This is a genomic window from Cupriavidus sp. AU9028 (assembly GCF_019795295.1).
Classification (GTDB): Bacteria; Pseudomonadota; Gammaproteobacteria; order Burkholderiales; family Burkholderiaceae; genus Cupriavidus.
In genome coordinates, this window is record NZ_JAIMCG010000001.1 from 249,022 (window position 1) to 274,402 (window position 25,381).

Sequence of the window (25,381 nt, forward strand, 5' to 3'; positions counted from 1 at the left end):
CCGGACTAAAAACGGACGAATTCATAGGGAGTCATAATGCGTCAAACCCAACGTATCGCTGTTCTCGCTGCCTTTGTTCCGGCCATGATGGTCGCACATCACGCACAGGCGCAGGACGCGGACAAGACCGCTGCCATCAAGGAGCTGCTGACCGTGATGCAGGCGGAACAGGCCGTCAAGGGCCAGGCCGAGAACTGGCAGGCGGGCGCGAAGCAGGAAGCGCCGCTGGTGCTGGAGCAGGTGCTGGTCGAGAACAAGACGCTGAGCGACAAGCAGAAGCAGGATGCGGTCGAGAAGCTGAAGAAGAATGGTGCCGTGCAGCGTGTGGTCGACAACGCCGGCAAGCAGTTCGCCACCGATGCCTTCCGCAAGGACGCGCTGCAGGCGCACTACGACGCCTTCGGCAAGTACTACAGCGCGCAGGAAATCCGCGACCTGACCACCTTCCTGAAGTCGCCGACCGGCCAGAAGTTCATGGCCAACCAGGGCAAGGCCACGCAGGAAATCTGGGGCTCGATGATGCAGAAGTACGGCCCGCAGGTTGGCAAGTCGATGCGCGACGCCGCTGAAAAGGAAGTGACCGCGGCAGCCAAGTAACGGCTCCGCTGCAGGCCGGACGCGCCGACGGCGAGCCCGGCCTTGCGCGCAATCTCGCGCCGCTTTGAGTAATAATGGCTGCCTGGTCCACCTGGCAGCCATTTTTCTTTGCCCTCCATGAACGATCCCCAGCCCAACGCCCTTGCCGCCATGCTGCAGCGCAGTGCAGCCGAACGTGTCTTCAATTTCTCCGCCGGACCCGCGGCCTTGCCGACCGAGGTACTGCAGCAGGCTGCCGAGGAGATGCTGTCCTGGCGGGGCACCGGGGTGTCGGTGATGGAGATGAGTCACCGCAGCAAGGAGTTCGAGAGCATCCACCAGCAGGCCCTGGCCGACTTGCGCGAATTGCTGGCGGTGCCGGACAACTACCGGATCCTGTTCCTGCAGGGTGGGGCGATCGGCGAGAACGCGATCGTGCCGCTGAACCTGATGGGCCGGCTGGATCCGCAGCAGCCGAAGGCCGATTTCGTCATTACCGGCTCATGGTCGGTGAAGACGGAGCAGGAAGGCCGCCGCTACGGGCAGACGCATATCGCTGCCGACGGCAAGGCCGGGCGTTACCTGTCCATTCCGGACGCGGCGTACTGGAACCTGTCGGACGATGCGGCCTACGTGCATCTGTGCACCAACGAGACCATCGGCGGCGTGGAGTTCCAGCAGGTGCCGGAGATCGGCCAGCGCGCGGGCCGCGTGGTGGTCGCCGATGCGTCGAGCCATATCCTGTCGCGCCCGGTCGACTGGAGCCGCATCCAGGTGCTGTATGCCGGCGCGCAGAAGAATATCGGTCCGGCCGGGGTCACCATCGTGATCGTGCGCGAGGACCTGCTGGGCCACGCCCACCCGCTGTGCCCGTCGGCATTCAACTGGCGCGTCGTCAACGAGCACAACTCGATGTTCAACACGCCGCCGACCTACACCATCTATATCGCGGGGCTGGTGTTCCAGTGGCTCAAGCGCCAGGGCGGTATCGACGGCATCGAGCAGCGCAATATCGCCAAGGCGAAGGCGCTATACGATTACCTGGACCAGAGCGCGTTCTATCGCAACGAGGTCGATCCGTCGTGCCGTTCGCGCATGAACGTGCCGTTCTTCCTGGCCGACGAATCGCGCAACGAGGCTTTCCTCGCCGGCGCACGCGCCAACGGCCTGCTCCAGCTCAAGGGCCACAAGTCGGTTGGCGGCATGCGGGCGAGCATCTATAACGCCATGCCGTTGGACGGCGTCAGTGCGCTGATCGAATACATGCGCGAATTCGAGCGCAACGCGGCCTGAGTCGGCAGATTCGCGCGTTGGCTATCGTTGGTTTTGCGCGCCGCTGCCGCAGGCGGAGCGCGCAAGCGGGTTTGACATCATGACACCAGAAGAGAAGAACGCGCCGGTCGCCATCCAGGGCGACCAGGCGCAGGAAGCCGCGCTGTCGGCGGAACTCGCGCCGCTGCGCGAGCAGATCGATGCGGTCGACCGCCAATTGCTGGCGATGCTGAACCGCCGTGCCCAGCTGGCGCTGGACGTCGGCGAGGTCAAGAAGCGCTTCGGCGCACCGGTGTTCCGGCCCGAGCGCGAATTGCAGGTCATTCGCAAGGTGCAGGCGGGCAATGCGGGTCCGCTGCTGGACGAGAGCGTGGCCGCGATCTGGCGCGAGGTGATGTCGGCCTGCCGGGGGCTGGAAAAGCCGCTGGAGGTCGCCTTCCTCGGGCCGGCCGGCACCTTCTCCGAGCAGGCGCTGTACGCGCATTTCGGTCATGAAGTCTCGGGCGTGCCGTGCCCGAGCATCGACGAGGTGTTCCGCGCGGTGGAGGCCGGGACCGTCGAGTACGGCGTGGTCCCGGTCGAGAACTCGACCGAAGGCGCGGTCTCGCGCACGCTGGACCTGTTCCTGCAGACTTCGCTGAAGATCAGCGGCGAGATTGCGCTGAAGGTGCACCACAACCTGATGGCATCGACGCCGGACCTGCAGGGCGTCACCGTGGTGCGCGCGCATCCTCAGGCGCTGGCGCAGTGCCAGCACTGGCTGACCGCCAACTACCCGCATCTGGAGCGCCAGCCGGTATCCAGCAATGCGGAGGCGGCGCGGATGGCCAGCGAAGACCCGACCGTGGCGGCCATTGCCGGGGAAACCGCCGCCAACCGCTACCACCTGCATATCGTTCGCTCGCATATCCAGGACGATCCGCACAACCGCACCCGCTTCGCGGTGATCGGGCGGTACGAGACCGAGCCCTCGGGCAGCGACCAGACCTCGCTGATCCTGTCGGTGCCGAACAAGGCCGGCGCGGTCTACCAGCTGCTGGCACCGCTGGCCGACAACGGCGTGTCGATGTGCCGTTTCGAATCCCGCCCGGCCCGCAGCGGCGCCTGGGAGTACTACTTCTATGTGGACGTGGAAGGCCACCAGCAGGACCCGGCCGTGGAGCGGGCCCTGCGCGAACTGCGCGTGAATGCGGCCTTCTTCAAGGTGCTCGGCTCCTACCCGTCCAGCCGCTGAGGCAACCGCGCACGTCGCCCGCGTCCGGGCGGCGTGCGCCGGCCCTTCAGACCTGCCAAAGGCATGGCGCCGCGAGCGAGCGGCTACAATGCCGGTTTTGCCACGCGCCGCCAGGCGCCCGCCCTTTTTGTTCGCTGCCGTGCCTGCCGACGTGTCCTCCTTCCATCTTCCCCGTGTCGTTATCGTCGGTGTTGGCCTGATCGGCGGCTCCCTTGCGCTCGCGCTCAAGCGCGCCGGCGTGGTCGGCGAAGTGATCGGCGTGGGACGCTCGGCGTCGTCGCTGGAGCGCGCCATCGAACTGGGCGTGATCGATCGCGCCGCGCCGCTGGCCGAGGCGGCGCAAGGGGCCAGCGTCATCGTGCTGTGCGCGCCGGTCGCGCAGACCTTCGGCCTGCTGCACGCGCTGGAGCCGCATCTGGAGGCCAGCACCATCGTCACCGATGCTGGCAGCACCAAGGGCGACGTGATTGTCGCGGCGAAGACGGCGCTGGGCGACAAGGCGGCGCAATTCGTGCCGGCGCACCCGATCGCAGGACGCGAGTTGAGCGGCGTCGATGCGGCGCTGGCCGATCTCTATCGTGGCCGGCAGGTGGTGCTGTGCCCGCTGCAGGAGAACAGCCGCGCGGACGTCGCTACCGTCCGGGCGATGTGGGAGGTCGCTGGCGGCAAGTGCGAGATCCTGTCCGCGGTCCAGCACGATGCGGTGTTCGCGGCGGTCAGCCATCTGCCCCACCTGCTGTCGTATGCGCTGGTGGCCCAGATCGCCAATGCCGAGGACGCGGCGCTAAAGCTGTCCTGCGCCGGCGGCGGCTTCCGCGATTTCACCCGGATCGCCGGCTCCTCGCCCGAGATGTGGCGCGACATCTGTGTCGCCAACCGGACCGCATTGCTGCGCGAACTCGATACCTACCAGTCGATCCTCGGGCACCTGCGCGCTCGCATCGAGGCGGGCGACGGCGATGCGTTGCAACGTGTCTTCACCCGCGCCAGCGAAGTGCGCCTGCAGTGGGGCGCAGACCGCGCCGCCGCCGACAACGTCGAGCCGTAGGCGCGGCGGATCTTCCGCTGTCCTGGCCCGCTCGCCGCTGCCCCAACTCATACACCCGATCTGCGCCGCACTATGGAACATCTGACCCTCGGTCCCCTGACCCGTGCCGCCGGCACGGTCCGCCTGCCCGGCTCCAAGAGCATCTCCAACCGCGTACTGCTGCTGGCGGCGCTGGCCGACGGCCAGACTCGGGTGCGCGATCTGCTGGACTCGGACGATACCCGCGTGATGCTCGAAGCGCTGCGCGTACTGGGGGTCGAATGGCGGCGCGACGGCCAGGACCACGTGGTCACCGGCAGCCGCGGTAATTTCCCGGTCAAGGCGGCGGAGCTCTTCATGGGCAATGCCGGTACGGCGATCCGTCCCCTGACGGCGGCGCTGGCGCTGCAGGGCGGCCAGTACCGGCTCTCCGGCGTGCCCCGGATGCACGAGCGGCCGATCGGCGATCTGGTCGATGGCTTGCGCCCGGTCGGTGCCCAGCTGGACTATCTGGGCAATGAGGGCTATCCGCCGCTGGCGATCGGCACAGGGCAGATCCGCATCGACGCGCCGATCCGCGTGCGCGGCGACGTGTCGAGCCAGTTCCTGACGGCGCTGCTGATGGCGCTGCCGCTGACGCGGACCGCCTCGGGGAAGATCGAGATCGAGGTGGTCGGGGAGTTGATCTCCCGGCCATATATCGAGATCACGCTGAATCTGCTCGAACGCTTCGGCGTCGAGGTGCAGCGGGACGGCTGGTCCCGCTTCGTGCTGCCGGCCGGCGCGCAGTATCGCTCGCCGGGTGAGATCTATGTCGAAGGTGACGCCTCGTCCGCTTCGTATTTCCTCGCGGCGGGCGCGATTGGCGGCGGGCCCGTGCGGGTAGAGGGAGTCGGCATGGCCAGCATCCAGGGCGATGTGCGCTTTGCCGATGCACTGAACCGGATGGGCGCCAACGTGATGGCGGGCTCGAACTGGATCGAAGTACGCGGGTGCGAGTCCGACGACGGCCGGCTGCGCGGGATCGAGCTGGACTGCAATGCCATTCCCGACGCGGCGATGACGCTCGCGGTGGCGGCGCTGTTCGCCCAGGGCGCCACCACGCTGACCAATATCGGCAGCTGGCGCGTCAAGGAAACCGACCGGATCGAGGCCATGGCGACCGAGCTGCGCAAGCTGGGCGCGCAAGTGGAGGCGGGTCCGGACTTTCTGCGCGTGACGCCGCCGGCCGAATGGAAGACCCCGGCAGGCGGAATTGACACCTATGATGATCACCGGGTGGCGATGTGTTTCTCGCTGGCCGCATTTGGGCCGCTGCCCGTGCGGATCAACGATCCCGGCTGCGTCGCCAAGACGTTTCCGGAGTATTTCGCGGCCTTTGGCAGCGTCGCCTCCTGAAGGAGTGCCCAGGCCCTTCTTCAGTGGGCGTGGGCGAAGGCGGGCGCCGCGGAGCCGGATTCGTCCCGGCCTTGGGCCTTGCTGCGCTGGCGGCGTTCCCAGTAGCGGTCGAAGAAGTAGTGGGCGACAGTATTGACCGCTGGCTCGATGAAGGTCACGGCACCGCTGATGGCAAGGTTTCCTGTCAGCGCATAGGTCACGCTGAACGCGATGCCAAGGTGCATGACGCCGAACGATAACGTTTTTGCCATGATGGATTGCCTCGATTTGGGGGGAAGCGGCAGGAACGGAAAGACGTGCCGCCGGTTGAACCATGGATCGAATGATAATGGTTCTCATTTTCCGGCGGAAATTGATCGTTTCTTTTGTTTTGATAAGTAATGACTATTGCGGAAGTCGTCACCATCGATGGACCCACCGCCTCGGGCAAGGGCACCGTCGCCCACAAGGTCGCTGACGCGCTGGGCTATCACCTGCTCGACAGCGGCTCGCTCTACCGCCTGGTGGCCCTGGCCAGCGAGAGGGCCGGCGTGGACATCGCCGATGTCGAGACGCTTACCGATGTGGCGGCGAAACTGGACGTAAAGTTCGGCCCGGACCGGGTCTGGCTGTGCGGGGAAGAGGTCAGCCTGGCGATCCGCGCCGAGGCGATCGGCAATCGGGCCTCGGCGCTGGCGGTCCACCAGCCGGTCCGGGACGCGCTCACGCAACTGCAACGCAACTTCCGCAAGCTGCCGGGACTCGTTGCCGACGGGCGGGATATGGGGACGGTGATCTTTCCCGATGCGCGGCTGAAGGTGTTCCTGACCGCAAGCGTCGAGGCGCGCGCCCGCAGGCGGTATAAACAATTGATTGATAAGGGAATTTCTGCTAGTATCGAAGACCTTTTGCGAGACCTTGAAGCGCGCGACCTGCGGGACCGATCCCGCGCCGCGGCGCCTCTTCGGCCCGCAGAGGATGCGCGGCTGCTCGATACCTCCGACATGACGGTGGAGCAGGCAGTGGCGCAAGTGCTGGCGTGGCACCGGGAACTGGGCGCCATGCCCGGCGGTCGCTGACCGCTGGTGTCCGCAGCAAGAGGGCCGGAAACGGCTGCCGGCATGGCCCGGCGACGTCTTCCGGCGATGTCCAACCCCTAACCCCGCTGTCCCTGGCAAACTGAGCGCGATGGTCGCGCCGGCCCGTACAGCGGCTTGTGAACCTACTTATGTCCGACCTGCAAAACAACGAATCCTTTGCCGCACTATTCGAGGAATCGATCGCCCGCTCCAATATGAAGGCTGGCGAAGTGATTTCCGCTGAAGTGGTGCGGATCGACCACAACTTCGTGGTCGTCAACGCTGGCCTGAAGTCCGAAGCCTTCGTGCCGGTGGAGGAGTTCCTGAACGACCAGGGCGAACTCGAAGTGCAGGCGGGCGACTATGTTTCCGTCGCCATCGACGCGCTCGAGAACGGCTATGGCGACACCATCCTGTCCCGCGACAAGGCCAAGCGCCTGGCATCGTGGCTGAATCTCGAGAAGGCGCTGGAAGAAGGCGAAATCATCTCGGGTACCGTGACCGGCAAGGTCAAGGGCGGCCTGACGGTGATGGTCAACGGCATCCGCGCGTTCCTGCCGGGCTCGCTGGTCGACGTGCGTCCGATCAAGGACACCACGCCGTACGAAGGCAAGACCCTGGAATTCAAGGTCATCAAGCTGGACCGCAAGCGCAACAACGTTGTGCTGTCGCGCCGCGCCGTGGTCGAAGCGACCCTGGGCGAAGAGCGCCAGAAGCTGATGGAAACCCTGAAGGAAGGCGCCATCGTCAACGGTATCGTCAAGAACATCACCGACTACGGCGCGTTCGTGGATCTGGGTGGCATCGACGGCCTGCTGCACATCACCGACCTGGCATGGCGTCGCGTGCGTCATCCGAGCGAAGTGCTGTCGGTTGGCCAGGAAATCACCGCCAAGATCCTCAAGTTCGACCAGGAAAAGAACCGCGTCTCGCTGGGCGTCAAGCAGCTGGGCGAAGATCCGTGGATCGGCATCTCGCGCCGCTACCCGCAAGGCACCCGCCTGTTCGGCAAGGTGACCAACCTGACCGACTACGGCGCGTTCGTCGAGATCGAGCCGGGCATCGAAGGTCTGGTGCACGTGTCGGAAATGGACTGGACCAACAAGAACGTTGCGCCGTCCAAGGTTGTCCAGCTGGGCGACGAAGTCGAAGTCATGGTGCTGGATATCGACGAAGACAAGCGTCGTATCAGCCTGGGCATGAAGCAGTGCAAGGCCAATCCGTGGGACGACTTCAGCCGCAACTACAAGAAGGGCGACACCCTGAGCGGCCAGATCAAGTCGATCACCGACTTCGGCGTGTTCATCGGTCTGCCGGGCGGCATCGACGGCCTGGTGCACCTGTCCGACCTGTCCTGGAACGTGGCTCCGGAAGAAGCCGTGCGCCAGTACAAGAAGGGCGACGAAGTCAAGGCCGTGGTCCTGGGCATCGATGTGGACAAGGAACGCATCTCGCTGGGCATCAAGCAGCTGTCGGGCGATCCGTTCAACAACTTCATCTCGGCCAATGACAAGGGCTCGGTCGTGACCGGCACCATCAAGTCGGTCGACGCCAAGGGCGCCGTGGTGCAACTGGCTGACGATGTCGAGGGCTACCTGCGTGCTTCCGAGATTTCGGCTGACCGTGTGGAAGATGCGCGCAACGTGCTGAAGGAAGGCGAGTCGATCACTGCTGCGATCGTCAACGTCGACCGCAAGTCGCGCAACATCAACCTGTCGATCAAGTCGAAGGACTCGGCCGAGCAGCAGGAAGCGATGCAGAAGTTCTCGGCCGATTCGGGTGCCGCCGGCACGACCAACCTGGGCGCACTGCTGAAGGCACGTCTGGGCCAGGGCGGTTAATCCGCCGTCGCGGTCGTCCCTCGAACTCACGCGCGGTTATTCATGACCAAGTCCGAGCTCGTCGAAAAACTGGCTGCCCGCTTTCCGCAGTTGCTGCTGCGGGATGCGGACATCTCGGTCAAAACGATCCTCGACGCGATGTCCGATGCGCTGGCCGATGGCCATCGCATCGAGATTCGCGGCTTTGGCAGCTTCGGCCTGAATCGCCGGCCGCCGCGTGTGGGGCGCAACCCCAAGTCGGGTGAACGGGTGATGGTCCCGGAAAAACGGGTACCGCACTTCAAGGCCGGCAAGGAGTTGCGCGAGCGGGTGGACCGCAGCCAGGGGACGCCCGTCACGTCTTGCGAGGACGAGACGGCTGTCGAAGCCGGCAACGGCGGCATTTCCGCGCATGCCATCGGCCATGCGCATGCCGTGGTTGCGGGCAAGGCGGCGGCAGTGCCGGTCACGGCGGCGGCGAACGCCGCTCCCGCCGCCAATGCCGATAGCCAGACGCTGAACCTGGCGCAGTCCTGACCGCGGGCGCCTTCGGAAGAAGGCGCGCCGACACAGCGTATCGAAGCGCCCCTGAAGCGTCCCTTCAGGGGCGCTTTTTTTGTTTCAAGGTTTTTCGCGAGTCCCTCGCGTTTCTCTCGCATTTCTCTCGCATTTCTCTCGCGTTTCTCTGGCGAGCGGCGCGCCCGATCACGGCAGCGCCCGCCATCGCGGCGGTTTGCAGCCTGCTCGTCACCGCGTGCGACGCTGGCCGGCGATGCGCCTGGCACCCGCACTACCGCCGTGTGACGGAATCGATTCCGCTACAATGCCGGGAACCGCGACGGGCCGTCACCGATGTGGCCAGCAAGGATGGCACCGTTGCCTCGCCTGGCTTCGCCCGTCCCCAGTTGCACCACCCAATGACCGCACCCATGACGTCACCAGCATGAAACTTGTCGCCTGGATCATCCGCATCATCCTGTTCGCGCTCCTGTTCGTGCTCGCGCTGCGTAATACGGCCGAGGTGTCGCTGCAATTGTTCTTCGATGCCGTCTGGCAGGCACCGCTGATCCTGATTCTGCTGGCGGCGTTCCTGCTCGGCGCGGTGGCGGCGATTGCCGCGGTGGCGCCGCGCCTGATGCGCCAGCGCATCGAGATTGCCCGGCTGCGCCGTGCGGCAGGCGCCGCCCGCGTGGAGCCCGTAGCGCCTGCCGGCACGACCGGCGCCGCCACTCCCTATAACGTGATCGGTCCGAAAGTCTGAGCATGACCTTTGAAACATGGTGGCTGCTGGCCTTGCCAATCGTCTTCGGGCTGGGCTGGATGGCGGCGCGGCTGGATCTGCGTCAGGCGATCAGCGAGCAGGGCGCCTTGCCTCGCTCGTATTTCAAGGGTCTGAACTTCCTGCTCAACGAGCAGCCGGACAAGGCGATCGACGCCTTTGTCGAAGTCGCCCGCCTCGATCCGGAGACCACCGAGCTGCATTTCGCCCTGGGCGCCCTGTTTCGCCGGCGCGGCGAGACCGAGCGCGCCATCCGGGTGCACCAGAACCTGGCCACTCGCCCGGACCTGCCGGAGGCCGAGCGCGAGCACGCGCTGTTCGAGCTGGGACAGGACTACCTGCGCGCCGGGCTGCTGGACCGGGCGGAAGAGTCGCTGCGCAACCTGATGGTGGGGCCGTATGCGGCCTCGGCCAAGACGGTGCTGCTCGAGCTGTACGAAGTCGAAAAGGAGTGGAACAAGGCCATCGATGCGGCGCGGGAGTTGCAGACCCTCAGCGGCCAGGACTACAGCGTGCAGATCGCGCAGTTCTGCTGCGAACTCGCGCAGGACGCATTGCAGCGCAAGCAGCCCGGCGAAGCGGTGTCGTGGCTGGAGCAGGCGCTGCGCGAGAACCCGCGCAATGTGCGCGCGCCGATCCTGCTGGGCGACGTGGCGATGGCCTCGGGCGACGCGCCGGCTGCGCTGCGCCACTGGCTCGGCATCGAACAGCAGGACGCCAGCTTCCTGCCACTGGTCGCCGATCGCGTGGTGAAGGCGTACCGGCAGCTGGACGAGCAGGGCAAGGCGCTGGACTGGCTGCGCGAACTGCTCAAGACCGGCCTTGCGCCGGAGCTGCTCGACACCGCCTACCGCGCGGAGCTCGAACTGAACGGTCCGGCGGCGGCCGCCGCGCTGATGCGCGAGCAACTGCGCCGCCAGCCGAGCCTGCAGGCGCTGACTCGCTATTTCGATGCGCGCGCCGCGTTGTCGGCGCCGGCGCCGGCGGTGCCGGGCGATGCCGCCGTTGCAGCCGCCTCCGCGGACAAGCCGGCGCCGCATCCCGCCGGGCCGGCCGCGCAGGAGCGGGCCCAGGAAGACGCCGCCATCCGCGACCTGCTGCAGCAACGCACACGCAACCTGGCGCGCTACACCTGCCGTGAATGCGGCTTCCGCGCGCGCCTGTTCTACTGGCAATGCCCCGGCTGCAACCGCTGGGAAACCTATGCGCCACGGCGCACCGAAGCGCTGGGGTGACGTTGCCGGGAACGCGAACCGTTTCTATCGTCCTGCGGAGTCGTGCACATGAAGGTCACCATTATTGGTAGTGGCTATGTCGGGCTTGTCACCGGCGCGTGTCTGGCGGAACTGGGCAACGATGTGTTCTGCTTCGATGTCGACGAACGCAAGATCGGGCTGCTCAACGACGGCGGCCTGCCAATCTACGAGCCCGGTCTGAAGGAGCTGATCCAGCGCAACCGCGATGCCGGCCGGCTGGTGTTCTCGACCGACGAGGCTGCCGCCATCGACCATGCCGACGTGCAGTTCATCGCGGTCGGCACGCCGGCGGGCGAAGACGGCTCGGCCGACCTGCAATATGTCCTGGCTGCGGCCCGCAGCATCGGCCGCCGGATGGACGGCTTCAAGATCGTGGTCGACAAGTCGACCGTGCCGGTTGGCACCGGCGACCGCGTCGCCGCGGTGATCCGCGAGGAGCTGGCGGTGCGGGGCCTGGAAGACCTGCAGTTCTCGGTCGTGTCCAATCCCGAGTTCCTGAAGGAGGGGGCGGCGGTCGAGGACTTCATGCGCCCCGACCGTATCGTGATCGGCTGCAACGACGACGCGGCCGGCCGCCACGCGCGCGCCGTGATGCGCTCGCTCTACGCGCCATTCAACCGCAACCACGAGCGCACCTTCTACATGGACGTGCGCTCGGCCGAGTTCACCAAGTACGCTGCCAACGCGATGCTCGCCACGCGCATTTCCTTCATGAACGAGCTGGCCAACCTGGCCGAGCACGTCGGCGCCGACATCGAACTGGTGCGGATGGGGATCGGTTCCGACCCGCGGATCGGCTACAGTTTCCTGTATGCCGGCGCCGGTTATGGCGGATCCTGCTTTCCCAAGGACGTGAAGGCGATGATCCGCACCGCCGCGGCGAGGGGCCAGTCGATGCGCGTGCTGGAGGCGGTCGAAACCGTCAACACGGCGCAGAAGGAGGTGCTGGGCGCCAAGGTGGTGCGGCGTTTTGGCGAGGACCTGAGCGGCCGTACCTTTGCCATCTGGGGCCTCGCGTTCAAGCCCAATACCGACGACATGCGAGAGGCCCCCTCGCGCGTGCTGGCTCGCGATCTGATCGCCCGTGGGGCTGCCCTGCGGTTGCACGACCCGGTCGCGCTGCCGGAGGCGCGCCGCGTCCTCGCAGAGGACCTGTCGCACATTCCGGGCGGGCTGGAACGTGTAACGTACTGCGAGAGCCAGATGGACGCGCTCGACGGCGCCGATGCGCTGGCCATCGTCACCGAATGGAAGGTGTTCCGCAGCCCCGATTTCGGCCAGATCCGCCGGCGCCTGAAGTCGCCGGTGGTGTTCGACGGGCGGAACCTGTACGAGCCGGCGGACATGCGCGACGCCGGCATTGAATACCACGCGATCGGCCGGCCGAAGCCGCACGACTGACGCGACGTTGCGCGGCATTGGCCGCGCCGACAGAGGACTTTCATGAACAGAAACCCGATCACACGAGAGCAGCTGCAGCAGTCCCGCATCCTCGTGGTGGGAGACATGATGCTGGACCGCTACTGGTTCGGCGACGTGGAGCGGATCTCTCCCGAGGCGCCGGTGCCGGTGGTGCAGGTCAAGCGCAGCGAGGAGCGGCTGGGCGGCGCGGCCAACGTGGCGCGCAATGCCGCGGCGCTCGGCGCCTCTGTCGGCATGCTCGGCGTGGTGGGCGACGACGAGCCAGGGCGCACGCTGGAGGCGCTGCTCGGCTCGGACAAGGTGTCGCCCTTCCTGTACCGGGACGCGAGCGTCAGCACCACCATCAAGCTGCGCGTGCTGGCACACCAGCAGCAGCTGCTGCGCGTGGATTTCGAGAACCCGCCCACCCACGAAGTCCTGCTGAGCGTGCTGGACCGCTACCAGGCCCTGGTTGCCGAGCACGCGGTGGTGGTGCTGTCGGACTACGGCAAGGGCGGGCTGACCCACGTCGCCAGGATGGTGGAGGGCGGCCGCGCCGCGGGCAAGATGGTGCTGGTCGATCCGAAGGGCGACGACTATTCGCGCTATCGCGGCGCGACGCTGATCACGCCCAACCGGGCGGAGATGCGGGCCGTCGTGGGCGCCTGGAAGACCGAGGCCGACCTGACCATCCGCGCGCAGAACCTGCGCCGTGCGCTGCGGCTCGAAGCGCTGCTGCTGACCCGCTCCGAAGAAGGCATGACGCTCTATACCGAGGCCGAGGTGCTGCACGTCTCCGCGCAGGCGCGCGAGGTCTATGACGTGTCGGGTGCCGGCGATACCGTCATCGCGACGCTGGCGACCATGCTGGGCGCCGGCATTCCGCTGAAGGAGGCGGTGCAGCACGCCAACCGCGCGGGCGGCATCGTGGTGGGCAAGCTCGGCACAGCCGTGGTCAGCTACCCCGAACTGTTCGGCGCCGCCTGAGCGCGCTCCCAATCACTGCTCGATTCATCATGACCATCATCGTTACCGGCGCGGCCGGATTCGTCGGCAGCAATCTCGTCAAGGGTCTGAACGACCGCGGCGAGGACGATGTCATCGCCGTGGACAACCTGACCCGGGCGGACAAGTTCCAGAACCTGGTCGACTGCGAGATTCGCGACTACCTGGACAAGAGCGAATTCGTCGAGCGCTTCGCCCGCGGCGACTTCGGCAAGGTACGCGCGGTGTTCCACGAGGGCGCCTGCTCCGACACCATGGAGACCGATGGTCGCTACATGATGGAGAACAACTACCGCTACTCGCTGGCGCTGATGCAGGCCTGCCAGGAGCAGGGCGTGCAGTTCCTCTACGCCTCTTCCGCGGCCACCTACGGCGCCTCGCAGACCTTCCGCGAGGAGCGGCAATTCGAGCAGCCGCTGAACGTCTACGGCTACTCCAAGTTCCTGTTCGACCAGGTGGTGCGGCGGGCGTTGCCGGGCGCGCACAGCCAGATCGTGGGCTTCCGCTACTTCAACGTCTATGGTCCGCGCGAGACGCACAAGGGCCGCATGGCGTCGGTCGCCTTCCACAACTTCAACCAGTTCCGGGCCGACGGCACCGTCAAGCTGTTCGGCGAGTACGGCGGCTATGGGCCGGGCGGGCATACCCGCGATTTCGTCTCGGTCGAGGACGTGGTCAAGGTCAACCTGTTCTTCCTCGATCATCCCGAGAAGTCCGGGATCTTCAACCTTGGCACCGGCCGCGCGCAGCCCTTCAACGACATCGCGGTCACCGTGGTCAATACCTTGCGCGACGCGGAGGGCAAGCCGGCGCTGACGCTGGAGGAGATGGTGCAGGAAGGGCTGCTCGAATACACCAAGTTCCCCGATGCCTTGCGCGGCAAGTACCAGTGCTTCACGCAATCGGATGTCTCGCGGCTGCGCGGCGCCGGCTATACGGCGCCGTTCTATACAGTCGAGGAGGGCGTGGCCCGCTACTGCCGCTGGCTGCTGCAACGGGGCGGCTGAGCGGCACCGCATCCGTGGCGGCCGCTGCCGCACAGGTCAACTTTTGTAGACGGGCGCGCCAGCGCCCGTTCCCGCTCTTATGCTCCCTGCTGCCTCGTCGCAAGACGGGTGGCCTGTCCGTCCGGTCAGGCCAGTGCAGCACCGGTCGTCGCATGGCCTCGTGCCCGGCGACCGCCGACAAGGAGCCTGAACCATGTTCAAGAAGACACTGCTGGCGCTGTGTTGCGGGATGGCGCTATGGACGCTGCCGGGCGGCGATGCGCTGGCGGCGGTCGATATCAATCGTGCCGACGAGGCAGCGCTCACGGGTCTGAAGGGCATCGGGCCGGCGCTCGCGCACCGCATCGTGCAGGCGCGCGACAAGGATGGCCCCTTCCGCGACGGCGGCGACCTGAGCGGGCGGGTCAAGGGGATCGGCTCCAGGCTTCTCGCCCGGCTGCAGCAGGAAGGGCTGGTGTTCGGCAGCGCCGCCGTCAGGTCCGGCAACTCCACCAGGCCGGCCAAGCCCGGACCCGGCAGTCCTGTCATCCGCCTGCAAGCGACGCCGGGGTCCGTCGTCGGCCCCAAGGGCGAGGTCAAGGCCGCTCCACGCTGAGGTGCCGCCAGCCATGCCGCAGCACTGGTATGGCTCCTGCTTTATCCCGGACGCAACGCCCATGGCGGTGCAGGCATGGTGGCGCTTCGCACCGGGATGGTCCGGGGAGTATGATTCGGGCGCTGCGCGCGCCGGCGATCCAGCGGCGCCGCACGCCTACACAAATCGACAACATCAAGGCCGTGCGCGGGTCGCAAGCGGCCACCGTCAACGGGAGCAGAACAAATGGCCAATGGCGACGACGCGGGGTTCATGCCGCGCTGGAAGCTGAAAACCTCTGGGGTGATCGCCCCCGACGAGCGCCTGCCCGCAGGGCATACGGTCCTTGCCGGCATCCAGCATGTGGTGGCCATGTTCGGCTCCACGGCGATCGCGCCGATCCTGATGGGGTTCAATCCGAATATCGCCATCCTCTTCTCGGGCATCGGCACGCTCATCTTCTTCCTCTGCGTGCGCGGCCGCGTGCCCAGCTATCTCGGCTCCAGCTTCGCCTTCATTGCAGTGGTGATCGCGGCCACGGGCTATGCCGGTAGCGGTCCCAACCCGAACATCCCGGTGGCGCTCGGGGGCATCATCGCCGCGGGCGTGCTCTACACCGTGATAGGCCTGATTGTGCAGGGCGCGGGCTATCGCTGGGTCGAACGGCTGATGCCGCCTGTGGTGACCGGCGCCATCGTGGCCGCCATTGGCCTGAATCTCGCGCCGGTCGCGGTCAAGGCCGTCAGCGGCGCCGCGCTCGATACCTGGATCGGCCTGCTGACGGTCCTTGCCGTCGGTCTTGTCGCAGTCCGGGCGCCCGGCATGATCGGGCGTCTGCCGGTGCTGATCGGCGGGCTGGTCGGATACCTCGCCTACTACCTGTGCGCCAACGTGATGGGGCTGGGCAAGGCGATCGACTTCTCGGGCGTGGCGACATCGAGCTGGATCGGCCTGCCGTCGTTCACCGCACCGGTGTTCGAGTGGAACGCCATGCTGCTGATCGCCCCGGTGGCGATCGTGCTGGTCGCCGAGAACCTGGGTCATATCAAGGCGATCGGCGTGATGACGGGACGCAATCTCGACCCGTACATCGGCCGCGCCTTCATTGGCGATGGCGTGGCGACCATGCTGTCGGCCGCGGGCGGCGGCACGGGCGTGACCACCTACGCCGAGAACATGGGCGTGATGGCGGTCACGCGGATCTACTCGACGCTGATCTTCGTGGTGGCCGCGCTGGTGGCCATCGTGCTGGGCTTCTCGCCGAAGTTCGGCGCCCTGATCCTGACCATTCCCGGTCCGGTGATCGGCGGGTTGACCATCGTGGTGTTCGGCCTGATCGCCGCCACGGCGGGCCGCATCTGGGTCGAGAACGGCGTGGACTTCTCCAGCTCGCGCAACCTGATTACCGTGGGCGCGACGCTGACCGTTGCCGCCGGTGACCTGACGCTGAAGCTGGGCGGCATGACGCTGGGTGGCATCGGCACGGCCACCTTCGGTGCGATATTGCTCTACCACCTGCTGGGCAAGGGCCGCGATCAGGCCTGACCGTGCCTGCCCGGCCCGCGGCTTGTCCACGGGCCGGGCAGGGCCATGACGACTGCATTACAATGGGGCCGACTCTGAATCTGCCCCGCATCATGGCCTACAAGACTATCGAAGACACCATCGGCAATACGCCGCTGGTGCAACTGCAACGTATCCCCGGCGCGGCAAACAGCGAGCGCGGCAACGTGATCCTTGGCAAGCTGGAGGGAAACAACCCGGCGGGTTCCGTCAAGGACCGTCCTGCGCTGTCGATGATTGCGCGGGCCGAGGAGCGCGGGCGCATCAGGCCGGGCGACACGCTGATCGAGGCAACGTCGGGCAATACCGGCATCGCACTGGCAATGGCAGCGGCAATCCGCGGCTACAAGATGGTGCTGATCATGCCGGAGGACCTGAGCCTGGAGCGCCGGCAGAGCATGGCCGCCTATGGGGCGGAGATCATCCTGACGCCGGTCAAGGGCGGCATGGAATACGCCCGCGATCTGGCCGATTCGATGGAGCGCGACGGCAAGGGCATCATCCTCGACCAGTTCGCCAACCCCGACAATCCGCAGGCGCACTACGAGACCACCGGTCCGGAAATCTGGCGCGACACCGAAGGGCGCGTCACCCATTTCGTCTCCGCGATGGGCACCACCGGCACCATCACCGGCGTGTCGCGCTACCTGAAGGAACAGAACCCGGCGGTGCAGATCGTCGGCGCGCAGCCGGCCGAAGGCTCGCGCATCCCGGGCATTCGCAAGTGGCCCGAGGCGTATCTGCCCAAGATCTACGATCCCAGCCATATCGACCGCACCGAACTGGTCAGCCAGTCCGACGCCGAGCATATGGCGCGCCGGATGGCACGCGAGGAAGGCATCTTCTGCGGCATCTCGGCCGCGGGCGCGCTATGCGTGGCGTTGCAGATTGCCGAGGAGGTGCGCGACGCGACCATCGTCTTCGTGGTGTGCGACCGCGGCGACCGCTATCTGTCCACGGGCGTCTTTCCTGCCTGATTTTCCCGCCTGATTTCTCCAATCTGCGTCTGGACAGCCGCCGTCGCCCGCCACGGGTAACGGCGGCCGCAGTCCCTACAGCATCGCTGCCTTGACCGCCTCGCCGAGCTGATGGACCGTGAGCGCGTAGAAGAAGCTGCGGTTGTAGCGCGTCAGCACATAGAAGTTGCGCAGTCCGATCACGTATTCGGTCGGCGCATCCGGCGTCGGCAGATCGACCACCAGCACACCGGTCTCCGCCTCGCTGGCGACATCGACCGGCTCGTCCAGCCGCAATCCCGCGCCGGTCAGCTGACCCAGGCTGCGGGTCGGCCACGGCTCCCCGTCCGCATTGGCAGCGGCGACCGCCAGCGTGCCCGCATCGCGCGACAGCGTCCAGGCGATTGGCCTGCCAGCTTCCCACCCATGCAACTGCAGGAAGCGCCCGACGCTGCCGATAGCATCGACCGCGCTGTTGCGCAGGTCGATATGGCGATCGCCATCGTAGTCGGTGGCGTACTCGCGCAGGCTGGTCGGCATGAACTGCGGAATGCCGATGGCGCCGGCATAGGAGCCAAGCACCGAGAAGACGTCGGTGCCGGTGTCGCGGCACCAGACCAGATAGTCCTCGAGCTGGTTGCGGAACAGGGTTGTGCGGGCGGCGCGATTGGGCGTATCGGGATAGTCGAAGGCCAGCGTCGAGAGCGAGTCGATCACGCGAAAATCGCCCATGTTGCGGCCGTAGATGGTCTCGACGCCGATGATGCCGACGATCACGGAGGCCGGTACGCCGAACTCGGCCTCGGCGCGGCGCAGCGTATCGCGATGCTCCTCCCAGAAGCGCACCCCGGCCCGAATGCGGATCGGCTCGATGAAGCGCGAGCGGTAAGCGCGCCAGCTCTTGCGCCCGGGTGTCGTCGGCGGCATGATCAGCCGCGCCACGGTCGCCGAGTACACCGCCTGTCCGAACCAGTCATTGAGCGTGGCACGGTCGAAGCCATGCTTGCCAACCATCTGCTCGATAAAGGCCTGCGCCTGCCCGTTGCTGGCGTAGCGACCGGGCTCGATCTCTTCTTCGCGGTAACTGACACGGCGCTTACCCGCCGCCAGCACATTGGGGGATACGCCGCACAGCGACAACGCCGCGGCGGAAAGGGCGGCGCCCAGCAAAGGGCGACGCAATGTTCGTTGTTTCTCGGTCATGGGTTCCCTTGCAAGTCGGACCGAGTATAACGGAGCCCCACTGCGCTTCCTTGCTTGCGAGGGGAGCCGCCGGCGGCATCAGTTGCGCCGCGCCTCGAATTCCTTCTTGGCCGCCTTCCAGGGAGTGAGGTGCCGCGGGTCGTCAGGAGGCTGGGCGAACCAGGCGGCGACTTCCTCGCCGAAGACAGGCAACAAGTCGGCGGTGGGAAGCCGACTAATGATGTTCCACAACTGCTCCTTCAACGGATCGAATCCGCGCTGCGCCATGAGTGAGGCGCCATCGAGCTGCAGCATTGTCAGCATCTTGACGAGCCTGCCATCTGCGCTGTCGAACACGGCGTGAGCCGAAGACACGATGTAACGGACTGTTGCACTTGACCAGGCGGTCCGCTCGTCCAATGGGCGGCGCAGGCCGACGATTTTTCGCCGCATCAACTTTTCAAGCCATTGTTTGCAAGTCACCGGTGACAACTTGTCGACGCTGTGCCACACGTCCTTCAGTAAATCGCGTACGGATTGGGGCGCTTCCTCTCCCGGGAACCAGACGGCGTTCAGATAGGCAATGCTGTCCGCCAACTGTGCCGCCTCCCAGAGAACTTCGGCGTCGACGCGTTCAGTACGGATATAGGCCGTGAACAAGCCACCGGCGATTTCGGTCGCCTGTCCCAGAATCGAACGTTCGCTTGCCTCGCCGGGCGGGCCCCGCTTGCTGGCCGCTGCCCGCCACAACGCGTCCTCGCATTGGTGAGCGATGGAACAGATGAGGGCAGGGCCGGGATGGACATGTGCGCTCCATGTATGCTGTGCGCGGGAATGCCAACCGAGGCGGGCCAGCAGCGTGTGGAGGTGGTTCAGGGACCAGTTTCCGGTGCGATTCTGCCCCTCGCCGATCCGCAGCAGGGCGGCCAGGGCCGCGGCGAGCTGGCTGCGGTCGGCCTTGCCGATCAGGAGTTCGATGACGGCAAGACCTGACGAATCCTTCGAGCTGTCGTTGTTCTCTCGCCGTGCCAGGCAATCCAGCAAGGGCTCGATGGGGCCGCCCTTCCTGGCCAGCAAGAACGCCTGGGCCTCCACCTCCGCCATCAAGTGCGGGTCAACAGCTCGTCCCGGATCGCCATGCGGTAGGACGCAGGCCACCTTGCTGCGCACTTTTGCATCGATCACCGCCAACAGCATCTGGGCCCACTCGTTCAGCATCCGCGAGCCGGCTGTCCGGTCCGCGGATTCTCGACAGGCGTTCAGCACAAGAGCCCATCCCTCCATTGCGGGCACGGCTTCAAGCAAGCGAGCAACGGCAAGGCGTTCCTCGTGCGATTGCGCTGCATCGGTCCAGCAATCGGCCCATGCCCTTGCGCGATCGCCTTGCGGGCGGTGCGGCAGAAGGGCCTTGCTCAGCGGCAGGCGCCGTCTGGCTTCCGGCTCGCGTCGCACCGCCTGATCCAGCCCTGCGAGAGCAGCACAGACGCGGTCCCTGGGAAACCACTGCAAGGCCCGCGCCAATTGCCAGGCGAGAGGATAGGCATCGGATGCGGGGAGCACGTCGAGCCATCCCGCAAGGTTCTTCCAGCGCTCGACATCGCCAGCGTCGAAGCCGCGGACGAACTCGAAGCCGCCCAGGCCAGGGGACCGGTCTGCCGCGAGCGGCAACGCCTGCGCCAGTGCCGAAAGGAGGCGGACGCAATGCGGTCGTTCGGGTCCCATCCCCTCGACGGCTTCCTGATACAGCGACCTCCAGTGTTCCTCGCGGACGCTCCGGTTGTCGTCCTGGAGGATATAGCCGCGAACGAGGTGCCAGAGGTCGGTCCCGAAGTGGTTGCCGAACCGCACGGATTGGCGGTGGCTTGCCGGCAGGGCGGCGACAGCTTCCCGGAAGGATTCGAGGTCGGGCAGCAGCAGCCGGTGCATCGGCCTGGCGGCGCTGGTCTCGTTCTGCAGCATGCCGCACAATGCGTCGATGTGCGGCCGGACGCCGTTCTCCGTGGCCCTTGCCCGGCCGGCTACCCAGCGGACGCATTCCCAGTTCGGCAGCCGGTCGCTCGAATTCCACACGAGAACGGCGATCCCCAGCGAGGACCCGGTCTGCTCGGCCAACGTGAGGGCCAGGCGCGACAGAAGCTCCGGGCCCATCGGCCGGCTGCTGAAGGAGAAGGGGGCGGTCTTGTCTTGTTCCGCCAGGACCGCAATCAGTTCCGCCCGCTCCGCGGCCGTGCCGGTCACTGCGGTGGACGCCGCGCTCGACCGGGCCTCCCACTGTGCCAGCACATGCGGCATCACATACGAGGCGGGTAGCTTCAGAGCCGAGACGAATGTCCTGTCGAATGCTTCTGTGGAGGCCAGAGCGCTCAACGCGGCCTTGGCGCTGTAGCGCAGCGCCTGCCGCTCAGGCGGCGCAAGGTAGTCCGACAACAGCGAGGCAATCTGAAAAAGGAAGCCTTGCTGGGGGCCGGCCGGGCGCTTCACGCATACCGGCGCCCGTTCCATGGTCACGGGTTCGACCGTGCTATCGCGACACGGTATCCGGGGGAGCAGGCTCGACTGTGAAGGAGGGAGGACCGCTGGTTCGCGGCTGGGCGGGGCCGCAACATCCGGTTCCCGCACCGTGCCCGGCAGCAGGCTCCTGGCGCAGGGGCCTGCTGCCTCGGCCACCTGTGCCGCGATGTCCGCCATGTCCCTTCGCTTCACCCACCACGACTCGCTACCTTCCAGCCGCAGCAGTGACGCAAGCCGGTAGCAGATGTAGTGGAGCAACGTCTTGAAATCGGCGCGCCTGTGCAGCTGTTCGGCGCGCATGCCGCAACCCTCCACGCGCGTGATTCGGACCAGCCGATCCTTGAACCAGAACACGCCGAGTGTGCTAGTCCTCTGCGGCGACGAGGTACTCGTCGACGGGACCGGGGGACAAGAAGTGGTGTGCAGCTGGTAGCGTCGCATGCCGACAGAGTGGAGCGCCGGGAAGCGCGAATTGTCCGGCAGGGAATCTCGTTCCTCTATCAGGAACTGCGGGACCTTCCACTTCAGCGTCAACGTCCGCTGCCAGGCCGCCTCTTGCCGCACTGCACCCTGTGCTAACGTAGCGGCTGGAGACAATAAAACGCAAAACCATCATGCCGACCGGCTTCTATACGCATCCGGAATTCCTGCTGCATGAAATGGGGCATTTCCACCCTGAATGCCCGGAGCGTCTGACTGCCATCGAGGATCACCTGATCTCGCACGGCATGGACGGCTTGCTGGACCGCCGGGAAGCGCCGGCCGCCACCCGGGAGCAGATCGAACGCGTGCATCTGCCCGGCTATATCGACTCCCTGCAGCAGGTCAGCCCCGCCACTGGTTACCACGCCATCGATCCGGATACCTCGATGAACCCGCATACGCTGCTGGCCGCTTCCCATGCCGCCGGCGCCGCAGTGGCGGCGACCGATGCGGTGATGGCAGGGGAGCTGGAAAACGCCTTCTGCTGCGTCCGGCCGCCGGGGCACCATGCCGAGCCGGACCGGGCGATGGGGTTCTGCTTCTACAACAACGTGGCGATCGCCGCGCGTCATGCGCTGGAAACGCACGGGCTGGAACGCGTGGCCATCGTCGATTTCGACGTCCATCACGGCAACGGGACCGAGGCGGCCTTCCGCGGCGACGAGCGCGTGCTGATGTGCAGCTTCTTCCAGCACCCGTTCTATCCGTACAGCGGCACCGAACATATCGCCAACAATATGGCCAACATACCGATGCCGGCCTATACCAACGGGATGGCGGTGCGCGAAGTGGTCGAAACCATCTGGCTGCCGCGCCTGCATGCCTTCAAGCCGCAGATGCTGTTCATCTCGGCCGGCTTCGATGCGCACCGCGAGGACGACCTGGGGCAGATGGGGCTGGTCGAGCAGGACTATGCCTGGATCACCGCCGAACTGATGCGGGTCGCGCAGCAGCACGCTGCACGCCGGATCGTCAGCTGCCTGGAGGGCGGCTACAACCTGAGCGCACTGGGACGCAGCGTGCTGGCCCACCTGAAGGTGCTGCTCGAACAATAGCAGGAGGTCCGATGGCCGAATCCGACAAGCTTTCGCCGGCGCTGCTCTCGCGCTCCGAAGACGCGCCTGGCGTCGTCAGGCTGACGCTGATGCGCCCGGACGCCTTCAACGCGTTGTCGGAGGGCTTGCTGGACGCGCTGACCGATGCATTGCGGGCGATCGCGTCGGAGCCGGCGGTGCGGGTGGTGGTGCTCGCCGGCGCGGGCCGCGCCTTCTGCGCCGGTCATGACCTGCGTGAAATGCGGGCCAGCCCGGACCACGGCTACTACCGCGCCCTGTTCGAGCGCTGCACCCGGATGATGATGGCGATCCAGCGCATGCCGCAGCCGGTGATCGCGCGCGTGCATGGCATCGCTACCGCCGCGGGTTGCCAGCTGGTGGCGATGTGCGACCTGGCCGTCGCCGCCGAAGACGCCCGCTTCGCGGTATCCGGAGTCAATCTCGGGCTGTTCTGTTCCACGCCGGGGGTGGCGCTGTCGCGCAATCTTGGCCGCAAGCAGGCGATGGAGATGCTGCTGACCGGCGAGATGATCTCGGCCGCGCAGGCGCAAGAGCGTGGCCTCGTCAATCGCGTGGTGCCGCACGACCGGCTCGACGCCGAGGTCGCCGCGCTTGCGGCTAGCATCTGTGCCAAGCCCGCCGCGGCCGTCGCGGCCGGCAAGGGCCTGTTCTACCGCCAGCTGGAGATGGGGATCGAGGCGGCCTACCAGCTTGCCGGCAACACCATGGCGTGCAATATGATGGACGAGTCTGCCCTGGAGGGCGTTCAGGCCTTCCTGGAGAAGCGGCCGCCCACCTGGCGCAACCGGTAAGCCCGATAAAAAGTGTTGAAAAAGGCGCGGGCGCGCGTTCTATATGCCTATTTCTTCTAAGTCCATCGATAAAAAGTCGTTTCTGGTAAGAAGCGGATGACTTAAAATGCGCTCTCTATAAAAACACCAGTGCGGCAACAGCGCGGGAGACATCCTTGGCTGTTGCCGTTTTCGTTTCACTGTCGACTCATGATCGAACTGCAAGGTCTGACGCAGCGGTTTCCGGGCGATGCCGGCGACGTGCATGCGCTGCGAGATGTCAGTCTCTCCATTGCCCAGGGCGAAGTCTTCGGCATCATCGGCCGCAGCGGCGCCGGCAAGAGCACGCTGGTGCGTGCCATCAACCTGCTGAACCGGCCGACCAGCGGCCGCGTGGTCGTCGATGGCCGCGATCTGACCGCTTTGCCGTCCGCCGCGCTGCGCGAGGCACGGCGCGACATCGGCATGATCTTCCAGCATTTCAACCTGCTGTCTTCGCGCACGGTCTATCAGAACGTGGCGCTGCCGCTGGAGCTGGCCGGCAAGAGCCGGCAGGAAATTTCGGACACCGTCCTGCCGCTGCTCGATCTGGTCGGACTGTCGTTGCTGAAGGACCGCTATCCCGCGCAGATCAGCGGCGGGCAGAAGCAGCGCGTGGGCATCGCCAGGGCGCTGGCCAGCAAGCCGAAGGTGCTGCTGTCGGACGAGGCCACCTCGGCACTGGACCCGGAAACCACCCGGTCGATCCTGGAGCTGCTGCGCAAGATCAACCGCGAACTGGGCCTGACCATCGTGATGATCACGCACCAGATGGAGGTCATCAAGCAGGTTTGCGACCGCGTCGCGGTGCTCGACGCCGGCTGCGTGGTGGAGCAGGGCCGCGTGATCGACGTGTTCCTGCGGCCACAGCATGAGGTGACGCGCGCGATGATCGGCGACGTCATCTCCCAGGAGCTGCCGCCCAGCGTCCTGCGCCGGGTCGAGAGCCGGCTTGGCAACGGGCGCGATCACGTCTATCGCCTTGCCTTCACCGGCGAGGGCGTGGACCAGCCGGTGCTGGCCCAGGCGATCCGCCGCTATGGGCTGGACTTCAACATCCTGCACGGCCAGATCGACGAGATCCAGGGGCAGGCGTTCGGCTCGCTGGCCATCATGGCGACCGGCGACGAAGCGGATGTGAAGGCGGCGATGGCGTACCTGCAGGAGCAGGGGGTGGTGGTGGAGGAGTTTGACCATGTGGTCTGAGTTGTTCGATCTGTTCCTGACCTCGCTGGGTGAGACGCTGGTGATGGTGGGCATCTCCGGTGCGATCGGCTCCCTGCTGGGCGTGCCGCTTGGCGTGGTGCTGCACCTGACCAACCGGGGCGGCGTGAAGTCGCAGCCGCTGTTCAACCGCGTGCTTGGCCTGGTGGTCAACGCGGTCCGCTCGATTCCGTTCATCATCCTGCTGGTGGTGGTGATTCCGTTCACCCGGTTCCTGGCCGGCTCCTCGATCGGCACGGCCGCCGCGGTGGTGCCGCTGACCATCGCCGCGATTCCGTTCGTCGCACGGCTGGTCGAGAGCGCGCTGCGGGAGGTGGACAAGGGCCTGGTCGAGGCGGCCCAGTCGATGGGCGCCACCACCCGCCAGATCGTCTGGAAGGTGCTGCTGCCCGAGGCGATGCCCGGCATCGTCGCCGGCCTGACCATTACCTTCGTCAGCCTGGTCGGCTATTCGGCAATGGCCGGGGCGATCGGCGGCGGTGGCCTCGGCGATCTTGGCATCCGCTACGGCTATCAGCGCTACATCACCGAGGTGATGGTCGCGGTGGTGCTGATCCTGATCGTGCTGGTGCAGGCGGTGCAGAGTTTCGGCGACTGGCTGGTCCGGCGGATCAGCCATCGTTGAAGGGGTGCCGGCCCGGCGAGTACGTGGCCGGCGAGAACAACACGC

Annotated in this window: 23 protein-coding genes; 20 read left to right on the top strand and 3 right to left on the bottom strand. The window is 66.3% G+C overall.

Annotated elements, in window-relative coordinates:
• The first annotated feature begins 87 nt into the window (after nt 1-87).
• The 5 genes from K6V06_RS01105 to aroA all read left to right on the top strand — a co-directional run bounded on the left by K6V06_RS01105 (nt 88) and on the right by aroA (nt 5,507).
• Nucleotides 88-597: a DUF2059 domain-containing protein gene (locus K6V06_RS01105; RefSeq protein ID WP_255581525.1), complete on the top strand. Its 510-nt coding sequence runs from the start codon at nt 88-90 to the stop codon at nt 595-597.
• A gap of 117 nt (nt 598-714) precedes the next feature.
• Nucleotides 715-1,869 (top strand): 3-phosphoserine/phosphohydroxythreonine transaminase, encoded by a 1,155-nt coding sequence (gene serC, locus K6V06_RS01110; protein WP_222239723.1) that lies wholly within the window; start codon nt 715-717, stop codon nt 1,867-1,869.
• Between the two features lie 79 nt (nt 1,870-1,948).
• Entirely contained in the window at nt 1,949-3,082 is a 1,134-nt protein-coding gene (gene pheA / locus K6V06_RS01115; protein ID WP_222239724.1) for a prephenate dehydratase, read from the top strand.
• Between the two features lie 88 nt (nt 3,083-3,170).
• A complete protein-coding gene (locus tag K6V06_RS01120) occupies nt 3,171-4,130 on the top strand; it encodes a prephenate dehydrogenase/arogenate dehydrogenase family protein (protein WP_222239725.1) in 960 nt (319 codons plus the stop codon).
• A gap of 72 nt (nt 4,131-4,202) precedes the next feature.
• A complete protein-coding gene (aroA, locus tag K6V06_RS01125) occupies nt 4,203-5,507 on the top strand; it encodes a 3-phosphoshikimate 1-carboxyvinyltransferase (RefSeq protein ID WP_222239726.1) in 1,305 nt (434 codons plus the stop codon).
• A gap of 20 nt (nt 5,508-5,527) precedes the next feature.
• Here aroA and K6V06_RS01130 read toward each other — a convergent pair whose 3' ends face one another.
• Complete coding sequence (locus K6V06_RS01130; protein ID WP_222239727.1) at nt 5,528-5,758, bottom strand: DUF2061 domain-containing protein; 231 nt, start codon at nt 5,756-5,758, stop codon at nt 5,528-5,530.
• A gap of 129 nt (nt 5,759-5,887) precedes the next feature.
• On the opposite strand from K6V06_RS01130, the gene cmk reads away from it, so the two are divergent.
• From cmk to cysM, 11 genes are all read left to right on the top strand, one after another.
• Nucleotides 5,888-6,565 carry a (d)CMP kinase gene (gene cmk, locus K6V06_RS01135; RefSeq protein ID WP_222239728.1) on the top strand — a complete coding sequence of 226 codons (678 nt, stop codon included), beginning with the start codon at nt 5,888-5,890 and terminating at the stop codon, nt 6,563-6,565.
• Nucleotides 6,566-6,714: 149 nt separating this feature from the next.
• Entirely contained in the window at nt 6,715-8,406 is a 1,692-nt protein-coding gene (rpsA, locus tag K6V06_RS01140; protein WP_222239729.1) for a 30S ribosomal protein S1, read from the top strand.
• A gap of 42 nt (nt 8,407-8,448) precedes the next feature.
• Nucleotides 8,449-8,922, top strand: coding sequence for an integration host factor subunit beta (locus tag K6V06_RS01145; protein ID WP_222239730.1), 474 nt, complete (start codon nt 8,449-8,451; stop codon nt 8,920-8,922).
• A 406-nt stretch (nt 8,923-9,328) separates the two neighbouring features.
• Nucleotides 9,329-9,646 carry a lipopolysaccharide assembly protein LapA domain-containing protein gene (locus tag K6V06_RS01150; protein WP_222239731.1) on the top strand — a complete coding sequence of 106 codons (318 nt, stop codon included), beginning with the start codon at nt 9,329-9,331 and terminating at the stop codon, nt 9,644-9,646.
• A gap of 2 nt (nt 9,647-9,648) precedes the next feature.
• Nucleotides 9,649-10,899: a lipopolysaccharide assembly protein LapB gene (gene lapB, locus K6V06_RS01155; protein WP_222239732.1), complete on the top strand. Its 1,251-nt coding sequence runs from the start codon at nt 9,649-9,651 to the stop codon at nt 10,897-10,899.
• 48 nt (nt 10,900-10,947) lie between these two features.
• The gene (locus tag K6V06_RS01160) at nt 10,948-12,321 is read left to right on the top strand and encodes a UDP-glucose/GDP-mannose dehydrogenase family protein (RefSeq protein ID WP_222239733.1); all 1,374 of its coding nucleotides are present in this window, start codon (nt 10,948-10,950) and stop codon (nt 12,319-12,321) included.
• Nucleotides 12,322-12,363: 42 nt separating this feature from the next.
• Nucleotides 12,364-13,308, top strand: a complete 945-nt coding sequence (gene rfaE1 / locus K6V06_RS01165) for a D-glycero-beta-D-manno-heptose-7-phosphate kinase (protein WP_222239734.1) — start codon at nt 12,364-12,366, stop codon at nt 13,306-13,308.
• Nucleotides 13,309-13,337: 29 nt separating this feature from the next.
• On the top strand, nt 13,338-14,333 hold the full coding sequence (gene rfaD / locus K6V06_RS01170) for an ADP-glyceromanno-heptose 6-epimerase (RefSeq protein WP_222239735.1): 996 nt from the start codon (nt 13,338-13,340) through the stop codon (nt 14,331-14,333).
• A 193-nt stretch (nt 14,334-14,526) separates the two neighbouring features.
• Nucleotides 14,527-14,928, top strand: coding sequence for a helix-hairpin-helix domain-containing protein (locus tag K6V06_RS01175; protein WP_222239736.1), 402 nt, complete (start codon nt 14,527-14,529; stop codon nt 14,926-14,928).
• A gap of 225 nt (nt 14,929-15,153) precedes the next feature.
• A complete protein-coding gene (locus K6V06_RS01180; RefSeq protein ID WP_222239737.1) occupies nt 15,154-16,452 on the top strand; it encodes a solute carrier family 23 protein in 1,299 nt (432 codons plus the stop codon).
• A gap of 92 nt (nt 16,453-16,544) precedes the next feature.
• The gene (gene cysM, locus K6V06_RS01185) at nt 16,545-17,447 is read left to right on the top strand and encodes a cysteine synthase CysM (RefSeq protein ID WP_222239738.1); all 903 of its coding nucleotides are present in this window, start codon (nt 16,545-16,547) and stop codon (nt 17,445-17,447) included.
• Nucleotides 17,448-17,522: 75 nt separating this feature from the next.
• Here cysM and mltB read toward each other — a convergent pair whose 3' ends face one another.
• Both mltB and K6V06_RS01195 read right to left on the bottom strand, forming a co-directional pair.
• Nucleotides 17,523-18,629 (bottom strand): lytic murein transglycosylase B, encoded by a 1,107-nt coding sequence (gene mltB, locus K6V06_RS01190; RefSeq protein ID WP_222239739.1) that lies wholly within the window; start codon nt 18,627-18,629, stop codon nt 17,523-17,525.
• A gap of 78 nt (nt 18,630-18,707) precedes the next feature.
• Nucleotides 18,708-21,473, bottom strand: coding sequence for a hypothetical protein (locus K6V06_RS01195; protein ID WP_222239740.1), 2,766 nt, complete (start codon nt 21,471-21,473; stop codon nt 18,708-18,710).
• Nucleotides 21,474-21,733: 260 nt separating this feature from the next.
• Here K6V06_RS01195 and K6V06_RS01200 point away from each other — a divergent pair, with 260 nt between their 5' ends.
• The 4 genes from K6V06_RS01200 to K6V06_RS01215 all read left to right on the top strand — a co-directional run bounded on the left by K6V06_RS01200 (nt 21,734) and on the right by K6V06_RS01215 (nt 25,336).
• Nucleotides 21,734-22,657, top strand: a complete 924-nt coding sequence (locus tag K6V06_RS01200) for a histone deacetylase family protein (RefSeq protein WP_222239741.1) — start codon at nt 21,734-21,736, stop codon at nt 22,655-22,657.
• A gap of 11 nt (nt 22,658-22,668) precedes the next feature.
• Nucleotides 22,669-23,469, top strand: a complete 801-nt coding sequence (locus K6V06_RS01205) for an enoyl-CoA hydratase (RefSeq protein ID WP_222239742.1) — start codon at nt 22,669-22,671, stop codon at nt 23,467-23,469.
• A 189-nt stretch (nt 23,470-23,658) separates the two neighbouring features.
• Nucleotides 23,659-24,693, top strand: coding sequence for a methionine ABC transporter ATP-binding protein (locus K6V06_RS01210; protein WP_222239743.1), 1,035 nt, complete (start codon nt 23,659-23,661; stop codon nt 24,691-24,693).
• The gene (locus K6V06_RS01215; protein WP_222239744.1) at nt 24,683-25,336 is read left to right on the top strand and encodes a methionine ABC transporter permease; all 654 of its coding nucleotides are present in this window, start codon (nt 24,683-24,685) and stop codon (nt 25,334-25,336) included. Before K6V06_RS01210 ends, K6V06_RS01215 begins: the two co-directional genes overlap by 11 nt.
• The last annotated feature ends 45 nt before the right edge of the window (nt 25,337-25,381 follow it).